The following is a 21,894-nucleotide window of genomic DNA, read 5'->3' on the forward strand; positions in this document are numbered from 1 at the left end:
GTGATTTTTATCGCTTACCTTATCAAATATGTGAGAGTAAGCAGCCAAACTCTGTTTAAGTTTTTCATTATTTAATAGCATAATATTATTTGTTTTTATTTAAGTTACCTAAAACCCTTTTTAAGTCAGAACACAGTGACCCGCCCTTTTGTGCGCACTCATCCAACACGTGTTGGGCTTTTTCTTGGTCTGCTGCAACTCCCTTTCCATCGCGGTAGCCCTCATATACAAAGTACATAGCAGTCATGTTTCCAGCCTCGGCACCTTGATGATAATACTCAAACGCTTTAACAGGGTCTTTTTTACCAAACGTTCCCTTTTCATATAACTTTGCGTAATAGTAAAAAGCGCTAGTATTACCCTGTTCAATAGCTTTGTCTAACCAGTAGCGTGCCTTATCAAAGTCTTGTGGGTACTCCCTACCAGAGCTTTGAGCATAAAGCCGCCCTACTCTCGCCATCGCCTCAGCATCTCCTTGTTTTGCTTTGCTAAGCTGTATGTCAACATTGCGCTGCTCTTCAGTTGAAACAGTTGCGTATAGCGATTTATCGGTATCTGCTTGTATTTCAAGCGATGCTATAGTGCTGGCTAAGCCAAGTACAATCGCTAATGGTAGTTTTTTCATCTGTATAGTCCTTATAGTAAGCGTGCAATAAAGGCCTGCACTCCCAATCATTTTATTTAATAACAGTACTCTGTGCACTGTTAACGTCTTTTAAAAACTCTTACTCCAATACTTATTCTAACCAAATATCAGATACGAAAAGATCTTAGGCGAGTAATTCATATTAGGTATTTACGCAAATCTTTTTTAAAAGTTATAGAATATTGAATTACTTTTACCCGAGTCATTCAAGAGATGAAGAGCTCCCTTTACCGCTTTATTAGGTACGTGAAACGTTATTGATGTTGCCGATATATTATTTGGAAAAATCGTTTTGCCATTCAATATAACCTTAGTGGCTTGTGTTGCTCCCGTTACGTTTAATGTAAAATTAGCACCACGTTTAAGCATAACGAAAGAAGATCCTAAAATAAGCGGTGCATCTTTACCATAAACTTTGATGTAAATATCATTTGTTTTTAAATCGTTAACATATAAAAATGCTCTATGTTTTCCTTCAGGAATATTGAGCTTGAATCTATATTTTCCCTCAATAAATATGGGAGTAAAATTATAAATATTGTCTTGTGAATAAATAACCAAAAGTGGTGCTTTTGCGTTTTCCATATTCATACCGTTTACAACAACGGTATCATTCCCTCTGAATACTTCCTTAGTCTTTACCCCATTAATTAAAGAACTCACACTGCTAATTTGGATAAATGGGGTTGAATCCATTGAAATACTTTCAACTTTTACATAGGGAGCAGAATCATAAATGTCTAATATGTAGTCACCATCATTATCTAAGTCTAAAAAATCAGCTAAACCATCATAATCCGAATCTAATGGTAAGCCTTTATCATTCACCTTTTCTTGACTATCTAAAATTGAATCACCATCACTATCAAGGTCAAGAAAGTTGTGAAGGCCGTCTTCGTCTGGGTCGGTGTACTCTTCGAACTTATCACTAATTGCAACGCCATCACTGTCTTCGTCGAGCATATTTAGAATGCCGTCACTATCGAAGTCTATTCCAATAGATGCATCTACATAGTATTCATAAAAATCGGGGATCCCATCTTTATCGGTATCTTGACTATTAGGAAGTATACCTAATGCACTCTCTTTATTATCTGGGATACCATCGATATCTTTATCATAAAAAACATCTACTTGATATTTGAAACTTGGATTTCCGCCTGAACGACTATCAATTACCCCCAAATGAAATAAACCATCTTTAGGGATAATAACAGTTACAAAAAAAGTTTTATTTTCTTTACTAGAGTGAATTAAAGAAGAGTTAATAGCTAAACCACTTTCATCCGAAAAGTAAGCTTTGGGAGCAAAACTTTCAGACTCGTAGGTAACTAATGCGGAAACAAAATCACCTTCTTTGCCTTTAAAACGATATAGATCGCCATTGTCTCCTTTGTTTGAAATAGCTCCCTTTACCCTAAAAGGGATCCCAGAAGACAAAGATGAAGCAACACTGGGGTTATCGTTAGGTTCGCTGTCTTGAACTTCAAAATAATTAGATCGGGGATTATCAAACGGATAAGCATCAAGCTCATCAGGAACCCCATCGCCGTCTTCGTCTTTATTTTGCCACGTGCCTATATGGGTAGTTGGCTGAATAGTTTTTGCGTGTAATGGTGTTATAAAAGCACAGCTTAGGCTTAGTAATGAGATATAAAATAGAGGTATTTTCAAGAATCCATCCTTGTTGATTAGTCCGTTAATATTGTAATTTAATCGTTCAAAAAAATTGTTTTAATAGGCGTATTCGAACTCAAGTGGCTCCAATGTTTGTGTTTCGTAATATCTATCTTCAGACGAAACCATAAGCTTAGCTTTTACACTTATAACCGCTTTATTCCCCTCTAAAAAATTGAGTTTTACATGTTCGTACTCAGAGTCGACTCTATCACCTACCCCACTAATGCCATCATAGTCACACGTTACAATCAAAGTAGGTACAATTCCGCTTTCATCTATGGCTTGTTTGTTTTTAAGTACATCGATAGGAAAGTCCATTTCGCAGACCTCGTCTTCTTCGCCACTTTCTATTTCTAAAAATAATCGCGGTGGTGTTGTATAACCTTCATATAATTCTTTTGGGGCTTCGAATTTTTGTACACCAACAATATTTATAGTGCCATTGCCACACCCTGCTAATAATAAAAGTGATGCGCCAAGTAGACTTATATTCTTCATTTATATTCCCACTAATTTATATTATCTAAATTGAAAATTTAATTAAGTTAAAAACAACTGGTATAAGCGTATTGCCACCACAGTCGCCACAATAAGTAACAGTGTGTTAGTAAACCAAACAGGCACTTTTTTTATTAACGATGTTTTAAAGGTAACCTCTACATCTTTAGTTGACTCAAGCCAAGCTACTAACTCTGGTAACTGAAGTACTGATAACCGGTTAAACTGTTGTTTGGTATTATCATCATATTCAACTTGTAAACCTGTAAAAATATGAAACTTCCCTTGTTCAAAATTACTTTTGGGAAACACTTTTAGAGTTGCCTTAACTGGTTTGATACCACTGACGGGAGTTATGCAGCCACTGGTTTTGTTTACTTCAATGGGCTTGGCTTTTCGTTTACTATCATGAACCCAAAGCGCTAACCTAAAGCCACTTATCAGCACCATATTAATGGGTGCTGACACCAATACTTGTGTTTGCAAGTGAAATGCTTGATGTGTAGGTTGCGGGAAAAAATCAATACCCAGCAACCCAAGTAACACAGACACTATTAAGTTAACCAAATAAAACATGGTCCACTGGCCGCTGGTTTTTTGCGGCCAGTAGCCTGTATTTTTTAAGGTGTAGTTGCCGCCCTCTGCAAAAGGCGGCATATTTTCTACATTATTTGTAATTAGTTTTGATAACGAGTCTTTCATTAGTTAACCAAGTACCACTTGCCATCTTCCTTTATATAATCGAAAACAATTAATGAACTATGTTTATATCTTTTTAGATCATAATAAACTATGAAGTGTGTATTGAGGTTAGGAAAAAAACGTTTTTGCATTCGAGAATCAAACTTTTTGTAACCAGACCTTTTTGTATAGAGCTCAATACTGTCCCATTTATGTTCATGTATATCGCCTCTTTTATGTTCAAACAAACGTTCAACTTTACCTTTTGAGTATTCTTCCATTGCTTTGCCCAACCTTGGGTGGTATTGGGCTAAAAATTCACTACTGTCGTTTACTAGGTAGCTATCGACAATTGCTTTACTCATTGTTTTAAGCTCGTCCGGTACTTCATCAGCAAGTGCTGAGAATGAACATGCTAAAAATATAAAACTACTTAATATTTTGGTTATTCTTCCCATAATAATTTCCTTATTGCTGTTAGGCTGTAAAGCTATAGATTTAATGCCAGCTAATTTAATTGCCATTATTAATTTTTCGCTTATTCAACATCTCTCCACCAGCGATACTCGCTGTATTTAAAAGTTCATGGTATTTCTTATCAATTATTTTATAAGTGTTGGCTTGATTACTAATATAACTTGCTAAATTTAAAACCTCTTTTAACTGCTTTAGTGCGTTATAGAAGTTTAGGCTATCTGCCTTAGAAAGCACTCGTTCTGGCCTGAGTTCAAACCACACACTGGATATTGCAAGGTGTAACGGTGAAAAGTCATTTTCTAACCCTTCTAGATAAATATAATACGGATAATTTTCACCTGATTTATTCTTAACAAAAAAGCCAGAGTAAAAATGGCCACTTGTATTTATATTTGTTGTTCTGTTAGTGAAATTATAATCAACACCAGTAAACGAGCTTATTATAATATCACTCGATATCGCATCAAATTCACTCGCTAAAATGATTTCCTTAGTTGATACAAGTTCAAACTCAATACTATTTGAATAACCGTAACTTGTTTTAACTTTTAGCTCTCCAGAACTAATTGTTTTAGTTACTTCTAAATTTAACTCGTTAAAAGATATTGAATCAGGTGTGTACTCTTTATCACCAATCACTATTAAAGAGTCAGGGTAAAAGTAATCACCTTGAATTGTAAGTGTATTTCCTAAACTTGAATTGATTGCTAAATTACCTGCCAAAGTGGCTTGTTCGGCGATAATAATTGGCGTACCTTTTGGTGACAAACTAATATCAAGAGTGTTACTTTTATAATGTCCATTTGTATAAAAGACAGACTTAGCACCAAATGGTACATTAAATTTTAATTGATTATTTTCAACTGTTTTAGGTAAATTTATAAAGTGGTCATCGAACTGAATAACTAACCAGCCAGAGGATTCTTTACCATTGTATTTTATAATTGCAGATTCATTCTCAATAACTAAATCAGGTATTAAATACTGATTTATATAATTATAATTTAAATTTACTAAATCCATATTTTCGGGACTAAGTAAATCTGCAGTGCCGATTTTTTCTGCTGGGTTTTGATCGTGTGAATCTATGACTAAATCACCGTCATCATCAATATCTCTGTAATCTGGCTCACCGTCAAAATCACTGTCTTTTAATCTACCTTTGGTAGAGAAGATCTCGTCAAGAATGCCATCATTATCTGAATCTAAATCAAAAGGTGACGGCAAACCGTCTGAATCATTATCTTTTATCCCTTCACGTTCATCTAAAATACCATCCCCATCTGAGTCAGTATCTTCCCAATTTGGGATACCGTCCTGATCAATATCGTGGCCAAAAACACGGTCATACTTATAAACATAATACTCTGCCGCATCGTTTGTACCATCATTATCTTTGTCACTAAGATTAAGGTTACTCATACCCAGAGCAACTTCAGTAAAATCAGCTATACCATTAACATTCAAATCCTCGAATACACTAACATCGTAAGTATAAGATTGCTTTACACGATAATGTTCATCGGATAATGATAAGTGATAAGTTCCAGGTTCACGAATTTGATATGAGGCTATAAACCTTAACTGGCCAAACGTCGGTGAAATATCAGTATAAGCCTGTAATGAAGCATTATCTTTACCTAAAATAAACGCTCTTGGGCTAAACTCTGTGTCTTTCGCATGAATAACTACACTTATAACCGTTGGTTTTTCAACTTTAAAACGAAATGTATCTTTATCTTCCTTTTGACTGATCACCCCTTTAGCCAGGAAAGGTAATAAGTTCTTTGCATTATTTGCTCTTATATGCGAGTTATTTGGTTCAACATCTATATAAGTATTCCACTGACCTATTGCAGGAGAAAAAGGGGCAGCATCATAAATATCTGATACACCATCGCTATCTTCATCTTTATTTTGCCACGTGCCTACATGTGGTGACGATTGGATTGCTTTTGCTTTGACCGGGGTGGTATAACTTAGCAAGCTTAAAGCGCTGCTTACGCTCAATAGTGAGAAGTAGATAAGGGGTATTTTCAAGAGTCCATCCTTGCTGGTTAGTCCGTTAAGTAATAATTATTTGCCTAAAATTTATTTTTTTTAGTTAATAAGATCATCGTACCCAATTAATGACAGGCATTCAAATTTACACAGCTGTATACGCACCTATTTATTGATAGATTTTGCAAACCAATCATGTATGGCGATGCTGTATTTTCTTGGTAAGTTGTAACCTAAACAAATCGCGCCAGATTTAGTTAGCAGGTAAGTCCTTCGCGCGACTTTGGCAGCGCCCCACACATCGTCTAGCTTTATAACTTTGTTTTTGACCCCAGTAGCTTTAACTATTAAATCGCCATTGCTTACGCTAAACCGCTTACGGCCAATAACTAATGAACTTAAATACCCCCCAAGCACAATGAGTATTACTGATAAAACTGACTGTAGAGCGGCTGGTAAATATTGAGCTCCTACAAGGTCTGCATGATTAAATAAAAACCAAATAGTAAATAATGTAAACAACCAAATTAGCATTAAGAGCGAGCAAAATTGCGGTGATGTAACGGGTCTGGCAGTTATTATTAACTCACCACCGTTACTTTGTTTAAAGTAACGGTCATTAGGAATATCAGCTGACTCTGTGCTTTTAGTTTTTAATCCATCAATACTTAATTTATGCCTACGATTACCAGCAACCAACGCCAAATCAGTATCAAAATGCGCCTCTAAAAAAGCAACTGATTTTAAAATATCTGAAAGTGTCGAAATGTTCATTTTGAGCTCTGGATAACTAAAAAACTTCATTGAAAAATGCTCTAGTACCGGTTTTTCTGGATCAAAGAATTTTTCAAACTCACCGGTTGTAAAGCCACTTACTTCAACAAGGGATAACTGTGAATTAATAATATGCTTTTTTTTAGTAACAAAGCCAAGCCAAGAGCGTGTACTGACAATATCTTTATTTTTAGCGCTTAGTATTACTTTATTGACTTTTAATACCGGCGTGCACAGCACCAAACCCAATAGAATTATAATACTGGACCAAACTAACTCACCTGTTTCATATATACCTATAACACTAATATAAATTAGCCATGCGCCTAAGCACATCAAAAAAAGGTGAAATATAACACCAGAGACACCGCCATTATCTGTAAATATTAGCTGCTCTTTGCTTTGTTTTTGTAATTTATAACTCATTAATACACCAATACGACAAATGACTTTTCATGATAAATAAGAAAGGCTTAGCCTTCCTTATTGAGTTTAAGGTTTTTGACCTAAATACCAACGGCTAATCAAACTAAGTTAAAGTAACAATTAACGCTTATTAAGCTAAGTATGTTTGCATAATTATTATGCTTGTAAGTACTGTTAAAAACAGCGCTACAAACATAATTGCAATAGCCTTTATAAGAGGTGGGAACACATAAGATACTTCAACAGCTGTTCTTTTGACCATTACTTCTATTATTTCAGGCAGCATAAAAAGGTTTATTCGATTAATTGTCAGCGTGTCTTTATTAGTAAATAAAAATGTAGCATGAGTAAAAAATGGGAGTTTAATATTTTCATGGCGTCTAACCGTTCCGCGAATACGCTTAACTATAGTATAATCAAACTTGCCCGCGGTTATTTCTTCAATATCACGATAGTAAAATTTTTTATTTACACTGCCAGCACCTTTTAATTCAAAATAGTCATGATAGAGGGTAATTGATTGTTTGTTGCCGCGTTTAAAAAACAGAAACGCGATTAAAACAGCAAAGTAAAAGCCGGTAAAATAAAGTACAACATATTCAGGCCTAATATAAGTATCAAACACCCTACCTTCACTTATAAAAAAACAGGTTAATAAAAACCCAACAATGTAAGCTACTACACTGTGTAGGTAGAGTTGCTTTTTAGTGAAGTTTTTTAATAAAGGGTACGTTGTTAAATCGGCCTTACTATCTTTCTCAAGGCGTTCATCCGCGCTATATGAGTTAGTAAATCGCCTAAATTTATTACACAAAAAGTCCATAAAGCCTCTTTTATAAAATCAGAAATCCCTTGTGATAGGGTTAGATAAAAAATAACAAAATCATCAAGCAAAAAATGATTAACAATAAAAAATACAGTGGGAATTTTGTAATTAATGAAGTTTTGAAATCAATATTTACACCATGCTGTTCATTTAACCAATCTACAAATTCAGGAAGCTGTAATATCGATAAGCGGTTAAAGTATTGTTTTTGATTGTTCTGGTATTCAACTACCGCACCGGTAATAATTTTAAACTCAGTACTTTTAGTCGGAAATGCTTTTACCGTTACTTTAACCGGCTTAGTTGATTCAATGGGTTCTACACAGCCTGTGTGTTTATCTACGGTTAAATCTTTGGCACATTTAATACTGTTATTAACCCATATAACAAAGCGGATTGTGTTTATGAGTAATAAATTTAAAACGATTGCTTGAATAACTTGTGGGGATGAATAAGTGGGATACTTGTTTGGCACAAAGTCTATGCCAAATAGGCCAAAGCCAATAGCAACAAGTGTATTTATTACAAAAAACATCAGCCACTGTTTAGTCGTTTTTTGTGGCCATCGCCCCGTGTTTTTTAATTTATAATTATCATTATGCGCAAAAACAGGCATGTTTTTTACATTGTTATAAATAGAGTGCGAGAGTGAGTCTTTCACGTTTTAAAGGTTCCTTCTTCTAGCGTATTGCGCTGCAATAAAAACTATTTAGTTAATCAATTTACAATGAGTATTCAAACTCTACAGGGCCAACAGTTCTTGCTTCATAACTTACTCCATGATCCGCCACTAATTCACCATGAAAATTAAGCGTGGCTTTATTTCCAACAATAAATTTAAGTGTTTAAATTAAGTACTTTATTAAGCTCCAGCATGTTGTATTTTTTAGTGTTATTTTTCTAGAAGAACAAAAATTGCACAATTAAATTGTTCTTGTACATTAAGCTATGTGCTTAATATAAGAAACTGATTAAAGACTAGTTTTATACCACTGATTAGTTTCTTTATCTAAGCCATAGTCACAGAGAAAATGTGAACTGCCAGTTTCTATATTTAAAAAGCCAATTTTAACCTGTACTTTTTTTTCTATATTAAACAAAAAGTTATTTTCTTTTTCATTTATAATTATGAATTCTTCAGGTTCATAACCTGCTGTTTTAATAGACTCATTATACTTTGCTGCTTTTTTTAAAAACATTTTATTTAAGTACTTTTTAGCATTTCCTTTTGCCTCAGCATTTGGATGAAAGTCTTTTATGTATGAGTCAAAATCCTTGTTCACAATTTTTATAGCATTGTCATAACACTTTTAAACAAAAAATTCTTTATCGGGTACCGCACTAGCAGAGTAAGAAAAAAATAAAAAAAATGGTAAAAATTTATAGAGTTTCATAATTATCCTTAACTAAGTTTTGGTTTTTACTGTTTGAAAATAAATAACTTATTGATGCTGCTTATCAGTTTGATATTGAGTCTTTTGAACTCGCTATTGCTTTATTTAAAAGTGAGCGGTACTTGGCTGAATTATCATCAATATAACGAGGGTTACTTAAATTTGCTTCAATAAAGTTGGCAAATATTTTAACGTCTTCGTTTGAACTGATTGTTTTAAAGGCCTCCTTCCACCTTCCCTGTTCTATGTTATTACCTAAAGCACCACCATACCAAACTGTAGAAGCAGCTATATGAATTGGCGTAATCACAATACTTTTTTCTGCTTGAAAAACAACTGTATTAATAAATTCATGAGGGTGACCATTTTCATCAATATAAAGAGCCATAACAACATCACTAACACCACCAAAAATATAGTTAACGTTTAAATCATCGCCAACATACTCTTCTTGGTTGGTCGGTGTTTTTAAAGAAGTAACTAATAATGGTGCTAATACCTTATTGGGTATGTTCAATTGGCTGTAATCTAAAAGTACTTCATCACCAATTTTAACTGTGACTGTATTACTTGTACCATAAGTTGTTTTGGCTGTTAATTTAGCTTGAGATCTGACGCCGTCAGGAACAACAAAGGTCAATTTTTCGTTATTTATAATTGAAGGCTTAGTTTTTATATTATCAATAAAAACAAGCGTATCATTAGAAAAATGTTGACCCGATAGGCTTACGGTGTCACCCACCGAATAGTAATCAAGTTCTGGTTTTAATATTAATGGAAGGTTACGGTTTGATTTAATCACATTAATTGAGTTGGAACGTTTTCCCTTAGCAAAAAAATACATAGCTTGGGTATGCTCAGGCAGCACAAAGGGAACATCTAGCAATGATGATACTTTTTTATTGATAGGTGATAAATTATTAGTTCGTTTAAATACGAGTATGCCCTCGGTTTCAAGTCCTCTACCCTTTACTTTGTGCGTCCCATTCTCTACAAAAAGCCCATTATACGAATCGCCCTTAAAAATATAATCTACAGTACTTATATCTTTATAATCAGCTTCGCCAGGGAAAGTTGAGTCGACTATTTTTAATGGTTCAGCGTCATTTTCATCAAGTAACCCGTCGTTATCGTCATCAACATCGGCGTAATTTGGTACTCTGTCACCGTCAGTATCTGCGGGAAAAGAAGTAAGAGTATCATTAACTTCATTTTTATCGACATTGCCATTGCCATCTGAGTCAAGATCTACAAAGTTACCCAAACCATCTTGATCTTGATCTGAAATGCCTTCTATTTTATCTGGTATTCCGTCTGCATCACTATCGTCATCCAACCAATTAGGAAGACCATCCAAGTCAACATCGTGTGAATATGTATTACCATCTAAATAAACATAAAATTCTGTACCGTCAAATATTCTATCTCTATCTGAGTCTATATCGTCAACAATTAGGCCAAAAGCAGACTCTACACCATCATCTATGTAATCTATATCTACATCAAAAAAGAGTTTTGCTTTATATGTAAAATCAGTATTCCCTCGCGCATCAACATCAGTAATAGCTAAGTAATAAGTATCTGCAGCAGGAAGCGTAAAATTAGCAGCGGCTCCAATATTTCCAATAGCAGTAAAGTTTGATTTTATTTTTTCTACCGACGAACCATCTGAATTGAGGATAAATATGTTTGGTCTGAAAATTGTGTTTGTAGTATTAAGTACAACAGACACACGTTCTGCTTTATTTGTTGTAAATTTAAATAAATCTAAATCAGCTGTATGCTGCACTACACCTGAAACAAAGTATGGGATCTCTGAAGTCAGGTTCTCTGCTTTGGCTAAATTGTCGTTTAACTCCGTTTCTTGATAATACTTCGCTTTAACTAAGTTTGCATCAAACGGATAATCGTCCTGCTGATCAGGCACACCGTCAGCGTCTTCGTCTTTATTTTGCCACGTGCCTACAGGTGGTGGCGATTGAATTGTTTTTGCTTGAGCGGGAATTGCATAATTTAGCAAACTAAAAGCGCTGCTTACGCTCAATAGTGAAAAATAAATGAGGGGTATTTTCAAGAATCCATCCTTGTTTTGTATTCCATAATTCAGCCAACAAACTTAAACTATTTAAAGACTTAATACAAACTACAATGGCAAAATAATATGAGAAACAAAAAAGCATCACTTAAGTGATGCTTTTTTATAGATGAGTAGCACACTATCTAAATAGTACATCTTCTCGGTTAAACCATTTAACGCAAAATGCTAGTAACGCACCTGCAATAAGAGCTGTTGCTAAAAATATGAGCCCTACAAACGTGTAATCTACAGTGCCTTTAATTATGTCTTTAATGGCTAATGCAACGTTGGTTACCGGAATAAACGCGGTTTTAGCAGTCAATTCCATATTTGGCATTATTGAAATAATAATAGGGAAAAACACCCCCATACTTAAAGGAGCCATGTAGTTTTGTGCTTCTTTAAACGTACGCGCATAAATAGATATAGCTAACGCTAAAGAAGAAAATATGGCAGCCAATGGCAGTAATAATACAAAAATCATCAGCAAATCGGTAACCGCCAAAGTACTAAATGCCGTTTTAATAAAATCTAAGTCTGCGAACGCCAGTGCAACAGCAACCCAACACCCCATACTCACAACCGTAATAGTGGTTGATGCAATAGAGGTGGTCAGTAATGTTATAAATTTACCTAATACCAGCTCTGTGCGTGTTATGGGTGTAAGTAAGAGTGTTTCTAGTGTGCCGCGCTCTTTTTCACCGGCCCCTAAGTCAATTGCAGGATATGTAGCGCCCATTAACACCAATGGAATAAGTAAATATGGTAAAAAGCCACCTATTTTTTCACCTAAGTTTTCACGTTTATCGGCCGTATCTACTTTAACAACTTCAATAGGGGTAAGGATAGCTTTGTGCGTAGACTCTTCTATCCCAAAGATTTTTAATTTTTTGGCTTGCAATACGTCGCTGTATTCTTGAGCTAGTTCTTTGACCCGATCAAATAAAAAATTTATTGATTTTGCGTCGTTAAATACCACTTCCCATTTGCTTTGTTCACCACTGTCGAGTGTATCTTCTGCGTTACTTGGCAAATAAATACCCATATCTATATCGCCGGCAGTAACACCTGCTTTGAGCTCTTCTATTGTATTAAAGGTTTTACTGCCCTTATAAAGTTCAAAGCTTTTGTGGTAAAACACTTTGTTGGTAAATTCTGGTGCGTATTCACCATTAATAATTACGTAAGTATTAACTTTTTGGTCAGCTTCAAGTGCCGCTTGCGAACTAATAAAAGCCATAACGGCAAAAATTATTGGGAAAATAAGTACTGGCAGCGCCACAACAAACATAAGCGTTTTTTTGTCGCGAAGGAGCTCTTTTAATTCCTTTTTATATACTTCAAACATTATGCTTCTCCGTTAATATGTTCATAAACGCTTGGTTTAACTCTTCACTGTTTCCGGCTTGTTTAAACTCTTCAACTGTGCCATCAAAGCAGCTTATGCCTTCGTTAATTACCGCTACACGGTCACATAACAATGCGACTTCATCTAAATGATGGGTAGAAAAAATAACCGGTGTGCCTTGTGCTTTTAAACCTTTGATAAATTCGATCACTGTTTGTGTGGTCATGATATCAAGGCCTGTTGTAGGCTCATCGAGCACAACTACTTTTGGGCGATGTACAACTGCACGGGCTATATTTGCTTTTTGCTTCATACCAGTTGATAAATTTTCAGCGCGTTTATCTATAAATTTATGCATATCGAGTAATGTAAAAAGCTCATCACAACGTGATGCTATATCGCTTTTTTTCATCCCGTGAAGTTTTGCAAAGTACTCTATGTTTTCTTTAACGGTCAGACGACCATACAAGCCAGTAGAGCCTGATAAAAACCCAATAGACTTTCGCCCTAAAAGAGGTTTTTTAACAATATCGTTGCCATCAATTGTAATAGAGCCTTCATCAGGCTTTAAGGCTGTTGAGATCATTCTTAAGGTGGTTGTTTTACCTGCGCCATTTGGGCCTAACAACCCTAATACTTCGCCTTCAGCGCAGCGAAAACTGACATCTCGTACTGAATGAAAGTAGTCTTTATCTTCACGCGGGTCGATATCGTCTACTTTATTTTTTTTATGGTCTTTCGTCAGCTTAAAACGTTTTTTAAGCCCGGCAACTTCTATCATGCGCATGTCCTTCGTTTGGGTCTAAAGTAATCCGTATTATTGTAAAATGTGTCGTTTTTATTATCTTCATGCCAGCCAGGCACACCTAATAATGGTAAAGGCGAAAGGTGTGAGTTATCGGCTAAGCAATGTTCTATTTTAATCTTCTCATAAAGTACTTGATCAAGGTACTGGTATTGCATTGCTAAATCTTTACAAAATATTTCGTCGGGCACATTTATGAATAATGCTTTTCCTGTTAGCCCTATATAGGGGCGAGTCAACATTTCGTAATTGGCATGACCAAACATAAAAGCCTGAATTGACTCTCCCCACTCATGGCGGTGCTCTGCAAATGCTTTGTGCCATTGATGATCACGCAGCCAGGTTTGCCATTTACTGTCACTAATGGCAAGTACAACACCACATTCATCAAATAGTGTGAGTGCGTTTCTGTGTTTGGTGCGCTTAGTTAAACCATATTCGGCAATGTCCTGAACATGCCGATGATTTATAAGTGATTTTGTTTTAGGAAATAAGCACCAAATAAAACCACCGAATAGATCGTGCCAATTTTCTGTCCGTGTGGGTACTTCACCCGTTTCAAAAATTACTTGTTCGTAATAGCGCTCAGCAAAGTCTATTTGTGCATCGTCAACAAACTGTATCGGTAAATTATTCTCGTTCGTTGCATTTAAATAAGGAGTAAACCATTTTGGTGAAGGCCATTGAGTTTGCTCATTAAGTTTAAACAAGCTGTTTAGATGATTAAATGCACCCGTTTTTAGGCAATTGGGTTGCCATTGTTCAGGAGGAGTAAAACGCTTCATTATTATAAATTTCTAACTTGTATAGGCCTTTAATTTTGTAACAGTTTACCGCAAAAGCTAGCCCTACTTAATAGAAGTTAATATACTTATTTAATCTTAAAACAATAATCGAGTTAATATGAAACGCAATTTATCTCTCACACTTCTTGCCAGCGCTGTTTTAGCTGGCTGTGCAGCAACAAGCATTACTCCTTCAGATGTAACTAATGGCTATAACAGTATTAAAGCCGATGAGTTAGCAAAACACATAAAAGTATTGGCATCTGACGAATTTGGTGGCCGAGCGCCTTCGTCACCTGGCGAAAAACTAACATTAGATTATTTAACAACTCAATTTCAAGCATTGGGTTTTGAGCCTGGCAATGGCGATAGCTTTTTACAAGAAGTCCCCCTTGTATCACTAGAAGCTGATTCAAACATGGTTTTATCAATTGGTGGCAAAGATTACCAATACAAAAAAGACATGGTTATGGGCAGTAGCCGCATTAGTGAAAAAGAAGGCATTGAAAATTCTGAGCTTGTATTTGTAGGCTATGGCGTTAATGCACCAGAGTATAACTGGAACGACTACGAAGGAATTGACGTGAAAGGTAAAACCGTGGTCATGTTTGTGAACGATCCTGGTTTTGCAACTAAAGATCCTGCTTTATTTACTGGCGACGCAATGACTTATTACGGTCGTTGGACCTACAAATATGAAGAGGCAAGTCGCCAAGGTGCTGCAGGCGCTATTATTATTCACGAAACAGCGCCCGCTTCGTATCCTTGGTCGGTTGTTGAAAATTCGTGGAGTGGTGAGCAATTTGGTTTTCAAAAAGAAAACAACAATATGGACCGTGTTGCTGTAGAAGGCTGGGTTACTAGTGATGTGGCTAAAGAGCTTTTCAGTAAAGCTGGTTTAGATTTCGATACCGTTAAAGAAAATGCCGCAAAAGGTGCTTATCATGTTGATATGGGTGATTTGACCGCCTCTGTTAATGTGACTAATACAATTAAAACGTCAGTGTCTTACAACTTTATTGCGACCTTACCGGGCAGCGAATCGCCAGACGAACATGTAGTGTATTCAGCGCATTGGGATCACTTAGGCACAGATACAAGCCGCAAAGGTGACCAAATTTATAACGGTGCTCACGATAACGCAACGGGTACTGCAGGCTTAATAGAAGTTGCAGAAGCATTTACTAAATTGCCAAAGCACCCTAGCCGCTCAATGACATTTTTAGCAGTAACCGCTGAAGAGCAAGGGTTACTTGGCTCTAAGTATTACGCCGCAAACCCTGTTATTGCAGCTAACAAGACGGTTGCTAATATCAATATGGATAGCTTAAATTTATTAGGCAAAGTAAAAGATATGAGTGTGGTAGGCATTGGTAAATCTCAAATGGATGAGTTTTTAGCTAATGCAGCAAAAGATCAAGGTAGAACTTTATCAGGCGATCCTAAACCATCGTCGGGTGGTTATTACCGTTCTGATCATTTTGCGTTTGCCAATATGGGCATACCTGCAATGTACGCTGGTGGTGGTACTCAAGCAGCGGATGAAGAAACAGCCAATTATCGCAAGCGAATGAGCTTAGTATTACGCGGTTGTTACCACCAGCCTTGTGACCGTTACCGCGATGAGTGGGATTTATCGGGCGCAGTTCAAGACTTACAATTATTTTATAAAGTAGGTTTTGATATTTCTGAGCAAGAGCAATGGCCTACTTGGAATTCAAATTCAGAATTTCAACGCAAATAGCCTAGTTTTTAATATCGAAAAACTCAATGTGAGTAATCGATTTAAATACAATTAAATGATATTGATTATCATTTACTAAAATTATACAGTGTTACCCTGTTTATTAATTTGGTAACACTGTATGAACTCAATTACACAAATAGGACTAATTACGCCCGCTTCAAAACGCTTTGTTAGCCAAAATAAACGCTTATTACTCCCTCTTTTTTTGTTGGTATGCTTTGCTGTGCCATCACTTCGTGATATTGCAATTACCGCACTAAGCGACGCTTTTTTTCAAGTCAGTGTATTTGTTGCTGCTACGTTACTGATTTATTACTACGCTATTGAGCGTTTACCTCAGTTGGAGCTTAGTTATCTAAGTGCCAAGTCACCGGCTTTAGAGGTCTTTTTTGCGGCTTTACTAGGTGCCTTACCCGGCTGCGGGGGCGCTATAATAGTGGTTACACAATTTACCAAAGGCCAAGCAAGCTTTGGTGCTATTGTTGCCGTACTAACAGCAACAATGGGCGATGCTGCATTTTTACTTTTAGCTACACGCCCTACTGAGGGCGCTGTAATAATGGCTATAGGATTAGTTGTTGGAACTATATGTGGTGCTTTTGTAAATACAGTTCATAAACACGACTTTTTACGCCCTTCATTAAAAGAACAAACCCGCCAAGTTAAAATATTGCCTACCCGCATTATTAGAGTCAGTAAACCTGTTTGGATGTTGGCGATTTTTCCAAGTTTAATCATCGCGTTTTTAATCGCATTTAACGTGGACTTTAACCAATTTGGAAGGCACACAAGCACTGGAATACATTTATTTGGTGCGGGCATGGCTCTATTTATCGTAACGGTATGGGCTTACTCGTCTAAAGGCGAAACATATAAACAAATTACCAGTGAAGAGGATGAATGCAATCCACCCTCTAAAGTAATTAAAGTGCTCCAAGACACACACTTTGTGACTGCATGGGTAGTGGCGTCGTTTATGTTATTTGAAATACTCGTGAATGTAGCCGGACTTGATTTAAAAACATGGTTTGCCCACTACGCTTATTTAGCACCGCTGATTGCTGTGATCATTGGTTTTTTACCCGGTTGTGGACCGCAAATAATAGTCACCACGCTTTATATACAGGGGATTATTCCATTTAGCGCTTTAACAGCCAATGCAATTTCAAACGACGGAGATGCGTTATTCCCTGCAATTGCGTTAGCCCCCAAAGCCGCAATAATAGCTACTTTATATACCGCACTTCCTGCTCTGGGGGTTGGCTATGGGTTGTATTTTATTTCGTATTAAATTTTAGGCATAAAAAAGCTCAGCGAACACTGAGCTTTTTAGGTTAAAACTTTACTTTATACAGCAGCAGGCTCTGCTGCTAACTCTTTTGGATTAGGGCCATAATCGTTCTCGCCCTCGTGTGAATCTTGTGCAAGGAACACAATTAAAACAATCCAACCAATAATTGGCACTAACCCCAGAAGCTGCCACCAGCCTGAGCGGCCTGTATCGTGTAAACGGCGTGCGCCGGCGCTTAAACTAGGTATTAATAGCGCTAAGCTATATATTGTGCTTACAAACATCGTGTTTGTAATACCATCTACAAGACCTGTTAAAAACGAAAAAATACAGTTAATTAGCACAAACATCCAATAAGCTTTGCGGCGATTACGTCCTGAAAAATCTGCGTAGCTACGCAGTGCGTTCATATAATGTTCCATAATATTTCCTTAGTGTTATTTTTTATATTCCCTAACGGGGTCTTTAAATTACTTATTAGTAACATTTGTATCTTAATTAAAAACGGTTTGCTTTAAAACAAAAAACCAGCAAATTGCTGGTTTTTTATAAGTTTAATTTTTAGCTCATTGCCATCATCATTGCCGATGGGTTTTCTAAGTACGATTTCCATAAGTTATTAAAGCGAGCAATTGTTCCGCCATCAATAACACGGTGGTCACCAGACCAACTAACTTGCATAATGGCCTTACTTACAACATGCCCGTTTTTATCAAAGCGCGGTAACTGCTGCAACTTACCTAGCGCTACAATAGCAACTTCAGGTTTATTAATAATTGGTGTGGCAATTGTGCCGCCAATTGCACCTATGTTTGAAATGCTAATTGTACCGCCTTTTAAGTCTTCAGGTGGTACTCGCCCTTCGCGAGCTGACTCAGTAAGCCGGGTAAGTTCATTAGCCACATCAACAATATTTTTACTTTGGCACGACTTAATATTAGGCACCAATAAGCCAATTTTAGAATCGACTGCTATACCAATATTATGATCGTCAAAATAAGTAAGCTCAGAGCAATCTTCATTTACTTTAGAATTAAGAACCGGGAATTCTTTCATCGCAAGCGACAGTGCTTTAACAAAGAAAGGCATCATAGTGAGCTTAACGCCTTGTGCTTTGTATTGCTCTTTCATTGAAGCTCTTAGGGCAATGAGGTCTGTTAAATCTATTTCATCACAAAATGTAAAATGTGGAATGGTTGAAACAGAAGCAACCATTTGTTTTGCCATCGCCGCTTTTATGCCTTTAATTGGCTCTACACGCACGCCAGAGCTCTGCGTTTTACTTTGTGTGTTGGCTACATTGCTATTAAGCGGTGATGTATCAATACTGTTAGGTACTTCACCTTTAATAAACTCTTCTATATCTTGCTTATAGATACGTCCATTTTTACCACTACCTGGCACTTGTGTTAAATCAACATCAAGCTCGCGTGCTTTTCGTCTAACAGCCGGTGATGCAACGGCTTTTGTGTTAACCACTTTTACTGTTTGGTTAACTTTTACTGGTGCTGCCTGCTCTGCTGCATTGGTCTGTGCTTTTACTACGGCTTGGTTTACATCTATGTTTTGCTTAGGTGCACTTCCAGCAATAGTCATTTGAAACAGTGGGCTATGTACTTTAGCTATTTCGCCTTTCTGATAATACAGCTTTTGTACGGTACCGGTGTACTTTGCCGGTATTTGCACAAGGGCTTTATCAGTCATTACATCACAAACAGCTTGATCTTCTTCAATTTCATCGCCTTCGGCTACTAACCAGTCGACTATTTCGCATTCAACAATCCCTTCGCCAATATCTGGTAAAATAAAATCTTCTAATTGTTCACCTGTATTGTTGTTTTGGGGTGCACTGTTATGCTCTTGCGTTTCAACGTCAGCCGCTTCGCCTGCTACATCCATTGCAAACAAGGGTGCATGCACTTTAGCTATTTCGCCTTTTTGATGGTAGAGCTTTGTAATTACTCCATCGTGCACAGCAGGTATTTGTACTAGGGCTTTGTCGGTCATCACATCACAGATGGGTTGATCTTCACAAACGCTATCACCTTCTTTTACTAGCCATTCAACCACTTCGCACTCAACAATGCCTTCACCAATATCGGGTAATATAAAATCTTTAGCCATGGGAACCCCTAAAAATCCATTGATTGTTTAATTGCAGCTAATACTTTGAGCGCATCAGGCACGTACTCTTTCTCAAGCGCCAGTGGGTAAGGTGTATCTAAACCACACACACGTAAAATAGGTGACTCTAAATGGAGGAAACACGCTTGTTGAATTGAGGCAGCAATTTCTGCACCAAATCCATTTGTAATAGGTGCTTCATGGCTTATCACTAAACGGCCAGTTTTAGTGACTGATTTAGCAATTGTGTCTATATCCCACGGCAAAATACTACGTAAATCTATAACCTCACAATGTATGCCTTGCTCGCTTGCTTGTTTTGCAGCATCTTCAATAATTTCCATTTGAGCGCCCCAGGCAAGTACTGTAATGTCACTGCCTTCTTGCACGACTTCAGCTTTACCTAACTCTATTGAGTAATCTTCTTCAGGTACTTCACCCGTCGATGCGCGGTACAAACGTTTGGGCTCAAAAAATATAACAGGATTGTCATCTTTAATACTTGCACGCAGTAAGCCTTTAGCTTGATATGGATTACGTGGCACCACTATTTTTAAACCTGGCGTATGTGCAAAGTAAGCTTCTGGTGATTGCGAATGATATAAACCACCAGCAATACCACCACCATATGGTGTACGTACAGTTAGGTTACCTACATTAAACTCATTACCACTACGGTATCTGAATTTTGCTGATTCATTTACTATTTGGTCAAAGGCCGGGAATATATAATCTGCAAATTGAATTTCAGCTAACGCGGGTGCACCAAATGCCGCTAAACCATTTGCAAAACCTAAAATACCTTGCTCAGTTAAAGGCGTATTAAATACACGGTGTTTTCCGTATTTTTCTTGTAAACCTGAGGTCGCTCTAAATACACCACCAAAATACCCAACATCTTCGCCAAATATACACGCTTGCGGGTGTTCATTCATGGTTATATCTAGAGCAGAATTAATTGCATGTAGCATGTTCATTTTAGCCATTACTTAATTCTCCCTGCAGTAACTGGGTAAGCATCTGGGTGCTTTTGTATATGTTCTTTTAGTTCATTGTATTGACGAACAAGTGAAGGGATTGGCGTATCGTAAACATCTGATACTAATTCTTCTAAAGCAGGCTTTTGCACTACTTCTGCACGCTTTAATGCCGCTAATATATCTTCACGTATAGACTCTTTTGCTTTTAAATCGTCTTCTTCGTTGAGCCATTGCTGTTTTACTAGCCACTTTTTAAATTTTTCTATTGGGCATGTTTTGTAATTAGCCTCTTCGTCTTTTGAACGGTAACCACTTGGGTCATCAGACGTAGAGTGAGCGCCTAAGCGGTAAGCTATTGATTCAATTAAAACAGGTTCGCCTTGTGTTGAGGCAATTTCACGTGCTTTTTGCGTTGCCGCAAACACAGCAAGTGCGTCTGTGCCATCGACCCTAATTGTTTTAATGCCATAACCCACACCACGTGAAGCAATACCATCACCTTTAAATTGCTCATCTGCCGGGGTCGAAATCGCATAGCCGTTGTTACGTGCAAAAAATATCACGGGTGCTTTATGCACTGCAGCCATGTTTAATCCTGCATGAAAGTCACCTTCAGATGCAGCGCCTTCGCCAAAGTAACAAATAGTAACGTTATCAATAATGCTTGCAAGCTCGCCTGTTTTCGCATCTATATGCTTTACTTTTTGTCCATATGCATACCCTGTAGCTTGTGGTATTTGTGTGCCAAGAGGAGAAGAAATAGTCATATAGTTTAATTCGTTCGAACCATAATGAATTGGCATTTGACGACCTTTGCCTAAATCTAATTCATTTGAAAACATTTGGTTCATAAATTGGTCTAGCGTAAAACCACGGTAATGCAGTGCAGCTTGCTCACGATATTGCGCCATTATCATGTCTTCTTGGTCAAGCGCAGCAGCGGATGCCGTAACGGCAGCTTCTTCACCTAAACATTGCATGTAAAAGCTTACTCGGCCTTGGCGCTGAGCACCTTGCATACGTTCATCTAATAAACGTATAAAACGCATAGTCTCATAAAGTTTAATTGCGGTATGTTTTGAAATAGCGGGTGCTGTCGCACTTGGGTGAATGTCGCCATCCTCAGTTAAAATACTAAGGGTTGGAATATTAAGCGCATTGCCGTCAATAAATTCTAAAGCATGGTTAATATTCAGCGATACGTTATTTGGATTACTCATAACCTACCTTCTGTTGTTGTCAGTAACATAGTGCCCCTTTTACATTATTATTATGGGTGATCATTGCTGAATAAACTTTGCAATATCTGCACTATATTTAATTAAAGCTGCCAA

At 37.0% G+C, this 21,894-nt stretch carries 20 protein-coding genes; 2 read left to right on the forward strand and 18 right to left on the reverse strand.

Going from position 1 to position 21,894, the window contains the following annotated elements; all coding sequences use genetic code 11:
- Positions 1-85: 85 nt before the first annotated feature.
- The 14 genes from R0J88_RS07350 to R0J88_RS07415 all read right to left on the reverse strand — a co-directional run bounded on the left by R0J88_RS07350 (position 86) and on the right by R0J88_RS07415 (position 14,418).
- Positions 86-625, reverse strand: coding sequence for a tetratricopeptide repeat protein (locus tag R0J88_RS07350; RefSeq protein ID WP_410899552.1), 540 nt, complete (start codon positions 623-625; stop codon positions 86-88).
- A gap of 186 nt (positions 626-811) precedes the next feature.
- Positions 812-2,320 carry a cell surface receptor IPT/TIG domain-containing protein gene (locus R0J88_RS07355; RefSeq protein WP_410899553.1) on the reverse strand — a complete coding sequence of 503 codons (1,509 nt, stop codon included), beginning with the start codon at positions 2,318-2,320 and terminating at the stop codon, positions 812-814.
- A 60-nt stretch (positions 2,321-2,380) separates the two neighbouring features.
- Positions 2,381-2,824 carry a hypothetical protein gene (locus tag R0J88_RS07360; protein WP_410899554.1) on the reverse strand — a complete coding sequence of 148 codons (444 nt, stop codon included), beginning with the start codon at positions 2,822-2,824 and terminating at the stop codon, positions 2,381-2,383.
- A gap of 42 nt (positions 2,825-2,866) precedes the next feature.
- A complete protein-coding gene (locus R0J88_RS07365; RefSeq protein ID WP_410899555.1) occupies positions 2,867-3,526 on the reverse strand; it encodes a hypothetical protein in 660 nt (219 codons plus the stop codon).
- Positions 3,526-3,963, reverse strand: a complete 438-nt coding sequence (locus R0J88_RS07370) for a hypothetical protein (protein ID WP_410899556.1) — start codon at positions 3,961-3,963, stop codon at positions 3,526-3,528. The genes R0J88_RS07365 and R0J88_RS07370 overlap by 1 nt, the downstream gene beginning before the upstream one ends.
- Before the next feature lie 55 nt (positions 3,964-4,018).
- A complete protein-coding gene (locus R0J88_RS07375; protein WP_410899557.1) occupies positions 4,019-6,022 on the reverse strand; it encodes a hypothetical protein in 2,004 nt (667 codons plus the stop codon).
- 126 nt (positions 6,023-6,148) lie between these two features.
- On the reverse strand, positions 6,149-7,183 hold the full coding sequence (locus R0J88_RS07380; protein ID WP_410899558.1) for a hypothetical protein: 1,035 nt from the start codon (positions 7,181-7,183) through the stop codon (positions 6,149-6,151).
- Positions 7,184-7,313: 130 nt separating this feature from the next.
- On the reverse strand, positions 7,314-8,006 hold the full coding sequence (locus R0J88_RS07385) for a hypothetical protein (protein ID WP_410899559.1): 693 nt from the start codon (positions 8,004-8,006) through the stop codon (positions 7,314-7,316).
- Between the two features lie 40 nt (positions 8,007-8,046).
- Entirely contained in the window at positions 8,047-8,670 is a 624-nt protein-coding gene (locus R0J88_RS07390; RefSeq protein ID WP_410899560.1) for a hypothetical protein, read from the reverse strand.
- Between the two features lie 310 nt (positions 8,671-8,980).
- Positions 8,981-9,292 (reverse strand): hypothetical protein, encoded by a 312-nt coding sequence (locus tag R0J88_RS07395; RefSeq protein ID WP_410899561.1) that lies wholly within the window; start codon positions 9,290-9,292, stop codon positions 8,981-8,983.
- Positions 9,293-9,467: 175 nt separating this feature from the next.
- Positions 9,468-11,477 carry an IPT/TIG domain-containing protein gene (locus tag R0J88_RS07400; protein WP_410899562.1) on the reverse strand — a complete coding sequence of 670 codons (2,010 nt, stop codon included), beginning with the start codon at positions 11,475-11,477 and terminating at the stop codon, positions 9,468-9,470.
- A 142-nt stretch (positions 11,478-11,619) separates the two neighbouring features.
- Positions 11,620-12,828 (reverse strand): ABC transporter permease, encoded by a 1,209-nt coding sequence (locus R0J88_RS07405; RefSeq protein WP_410899563.1) that lies wholly within the window; start codon positions 12,826-12,828, stop codon positions 11,620-11,622.
- Complete coding sequence (locus R0J88_RS07410; RefSeq protein ID WP_006793029.1) at positions 12,821-13,609, reverse strand: ABC transporter ATP-binding protein; 789 nt, start codon at positions 13,607-13,609, stop codon at positions 12,821-12,823. Before R0J88_RS07410 ends, R0J88_RS07405 begins: the two co-directional genes overlap by 8 nt.
- Entirely contained in the window at positions 13,606-14,418 is an 813-nt protein-coding gene (locus R0J88_RS07415) for a DUF3025 domain-containing protein (protein WP_410899564.1), read from the reverse strand. The genes R0J88_RS07410 and R0J88_RS07415 overlap by 4 nt, the downstream gene beginning before the upstream one ends.
- A 118-nt stretch (positions 14,419-14,536) precedes the next feature.
- Here R0J88_RS07415 and R0J88_RS07420 point away from each other — a divergent pair, with 118 nt between their 5' ends.
- Together R0J88_RS07420 and R0J88_RS07425 are read left to right on the forward strand one after the other, a co-directional pair.
- Positions 14,537-16,162 (forward strand): M28 family peptidase, encoded by a 1,626-nt coding sequence (locus tag R0J88_RS07420; protein ID WP_410899565.1) that lies wholly within the window; start codon positions 14,537-14,539, stop codon positions 16,160-16,162.
- A 121-nt stretch (positions 16,163-16,283) separates the two neighbouring features.
- On the forward strand, positions 16,284-17,456 hold the full coding sequence (locus R0J88_RS07425; RefSeq protein ID WP_410899566.1) for a putative manganese transporter: 1,173 nt from the start codon (positions 16,284-16,286) through the stop codon (positions 17,454-17,456).
- Between the two features lie 56 nt (positions 17,457-17,512).
- Here R0J88_RS07425 and R0J88_RS07430 read toward each other — a convergent pair whose 3' ends face one another.
- The 4 genes from R0J88_RS07430 to R0J88_RS07445 all read right to left on the reverse strand — a co-directional run bounded on the left by R0J88_RS07430 (position 17,513) and on the right by R0J88_RS07445 (position 21,780).
- Complete coding sequence (locus R0J88_RS07430; RefSeq protein WP_410899567.1) at positions 17,513-17,878, reverse strand: DUF805 domain-containing protein; 366 nt, start codon at positions 17,876-17,878, stop codon at positions 17,513-17,515.
- A 139-nt stretch (positions 17,879-18,017) separates the two neighbouring features.
- Positions 18,018-19,580: a dihydrolipoyllysine-residue acetyltransferase gene (locus R0J88_RS07435; protein ID WP_410899568.1), complete on the reverse strand. Its 1,563-nt coding sequence runs from the start codon at positions 19,578-19,580 to the stop codon at positions 18,018-18,020.
- 8 nt (positions 19,581-19,588) lie between these two features.
- Complete coding sequence (locus R0J88_RS07440) at positions 19,589-20,566, reverse strand: alpha-ketoacid dehydrogenase subunit beta (RefSeq protein ID WP_008127400.1); 978 nt, start codon at positions 20,564-20,566, stop codon at positions 19,589-19,591.
- On the reverse strand, positions 20,566-21,780 hold the full coding sequence (locus R0J88_RS07445; RefSeq protein ID WP_203983581.1) for a thiamine pyrophosphate-dependent dehydrogenase E1 component subunit alpha: 1,215 nt from the start codon (positions 21,778-21,780) through the stop codon (positions 20,566-20,568). Before R0J88_RS07445 ends, R0J88_RS07440 begins: the two co-directional genes overlap by 1 nt.
- Between the last annotated feature and the right edge of the window lie 114 nt (positions 21,781-21,894).

The sequence above is a fragment of the Pseudoalteromonas sp. SIMBA_162 genome (assembly GCF_046535955.1).
GTDB classification, from domain to species: Bacteria; Pseudomonadota; Gammaproteobacteria; order Enterobacterales; family Alteromonadaceae; genus Pseudoalteromonas; species Pseudoalteromonas marina.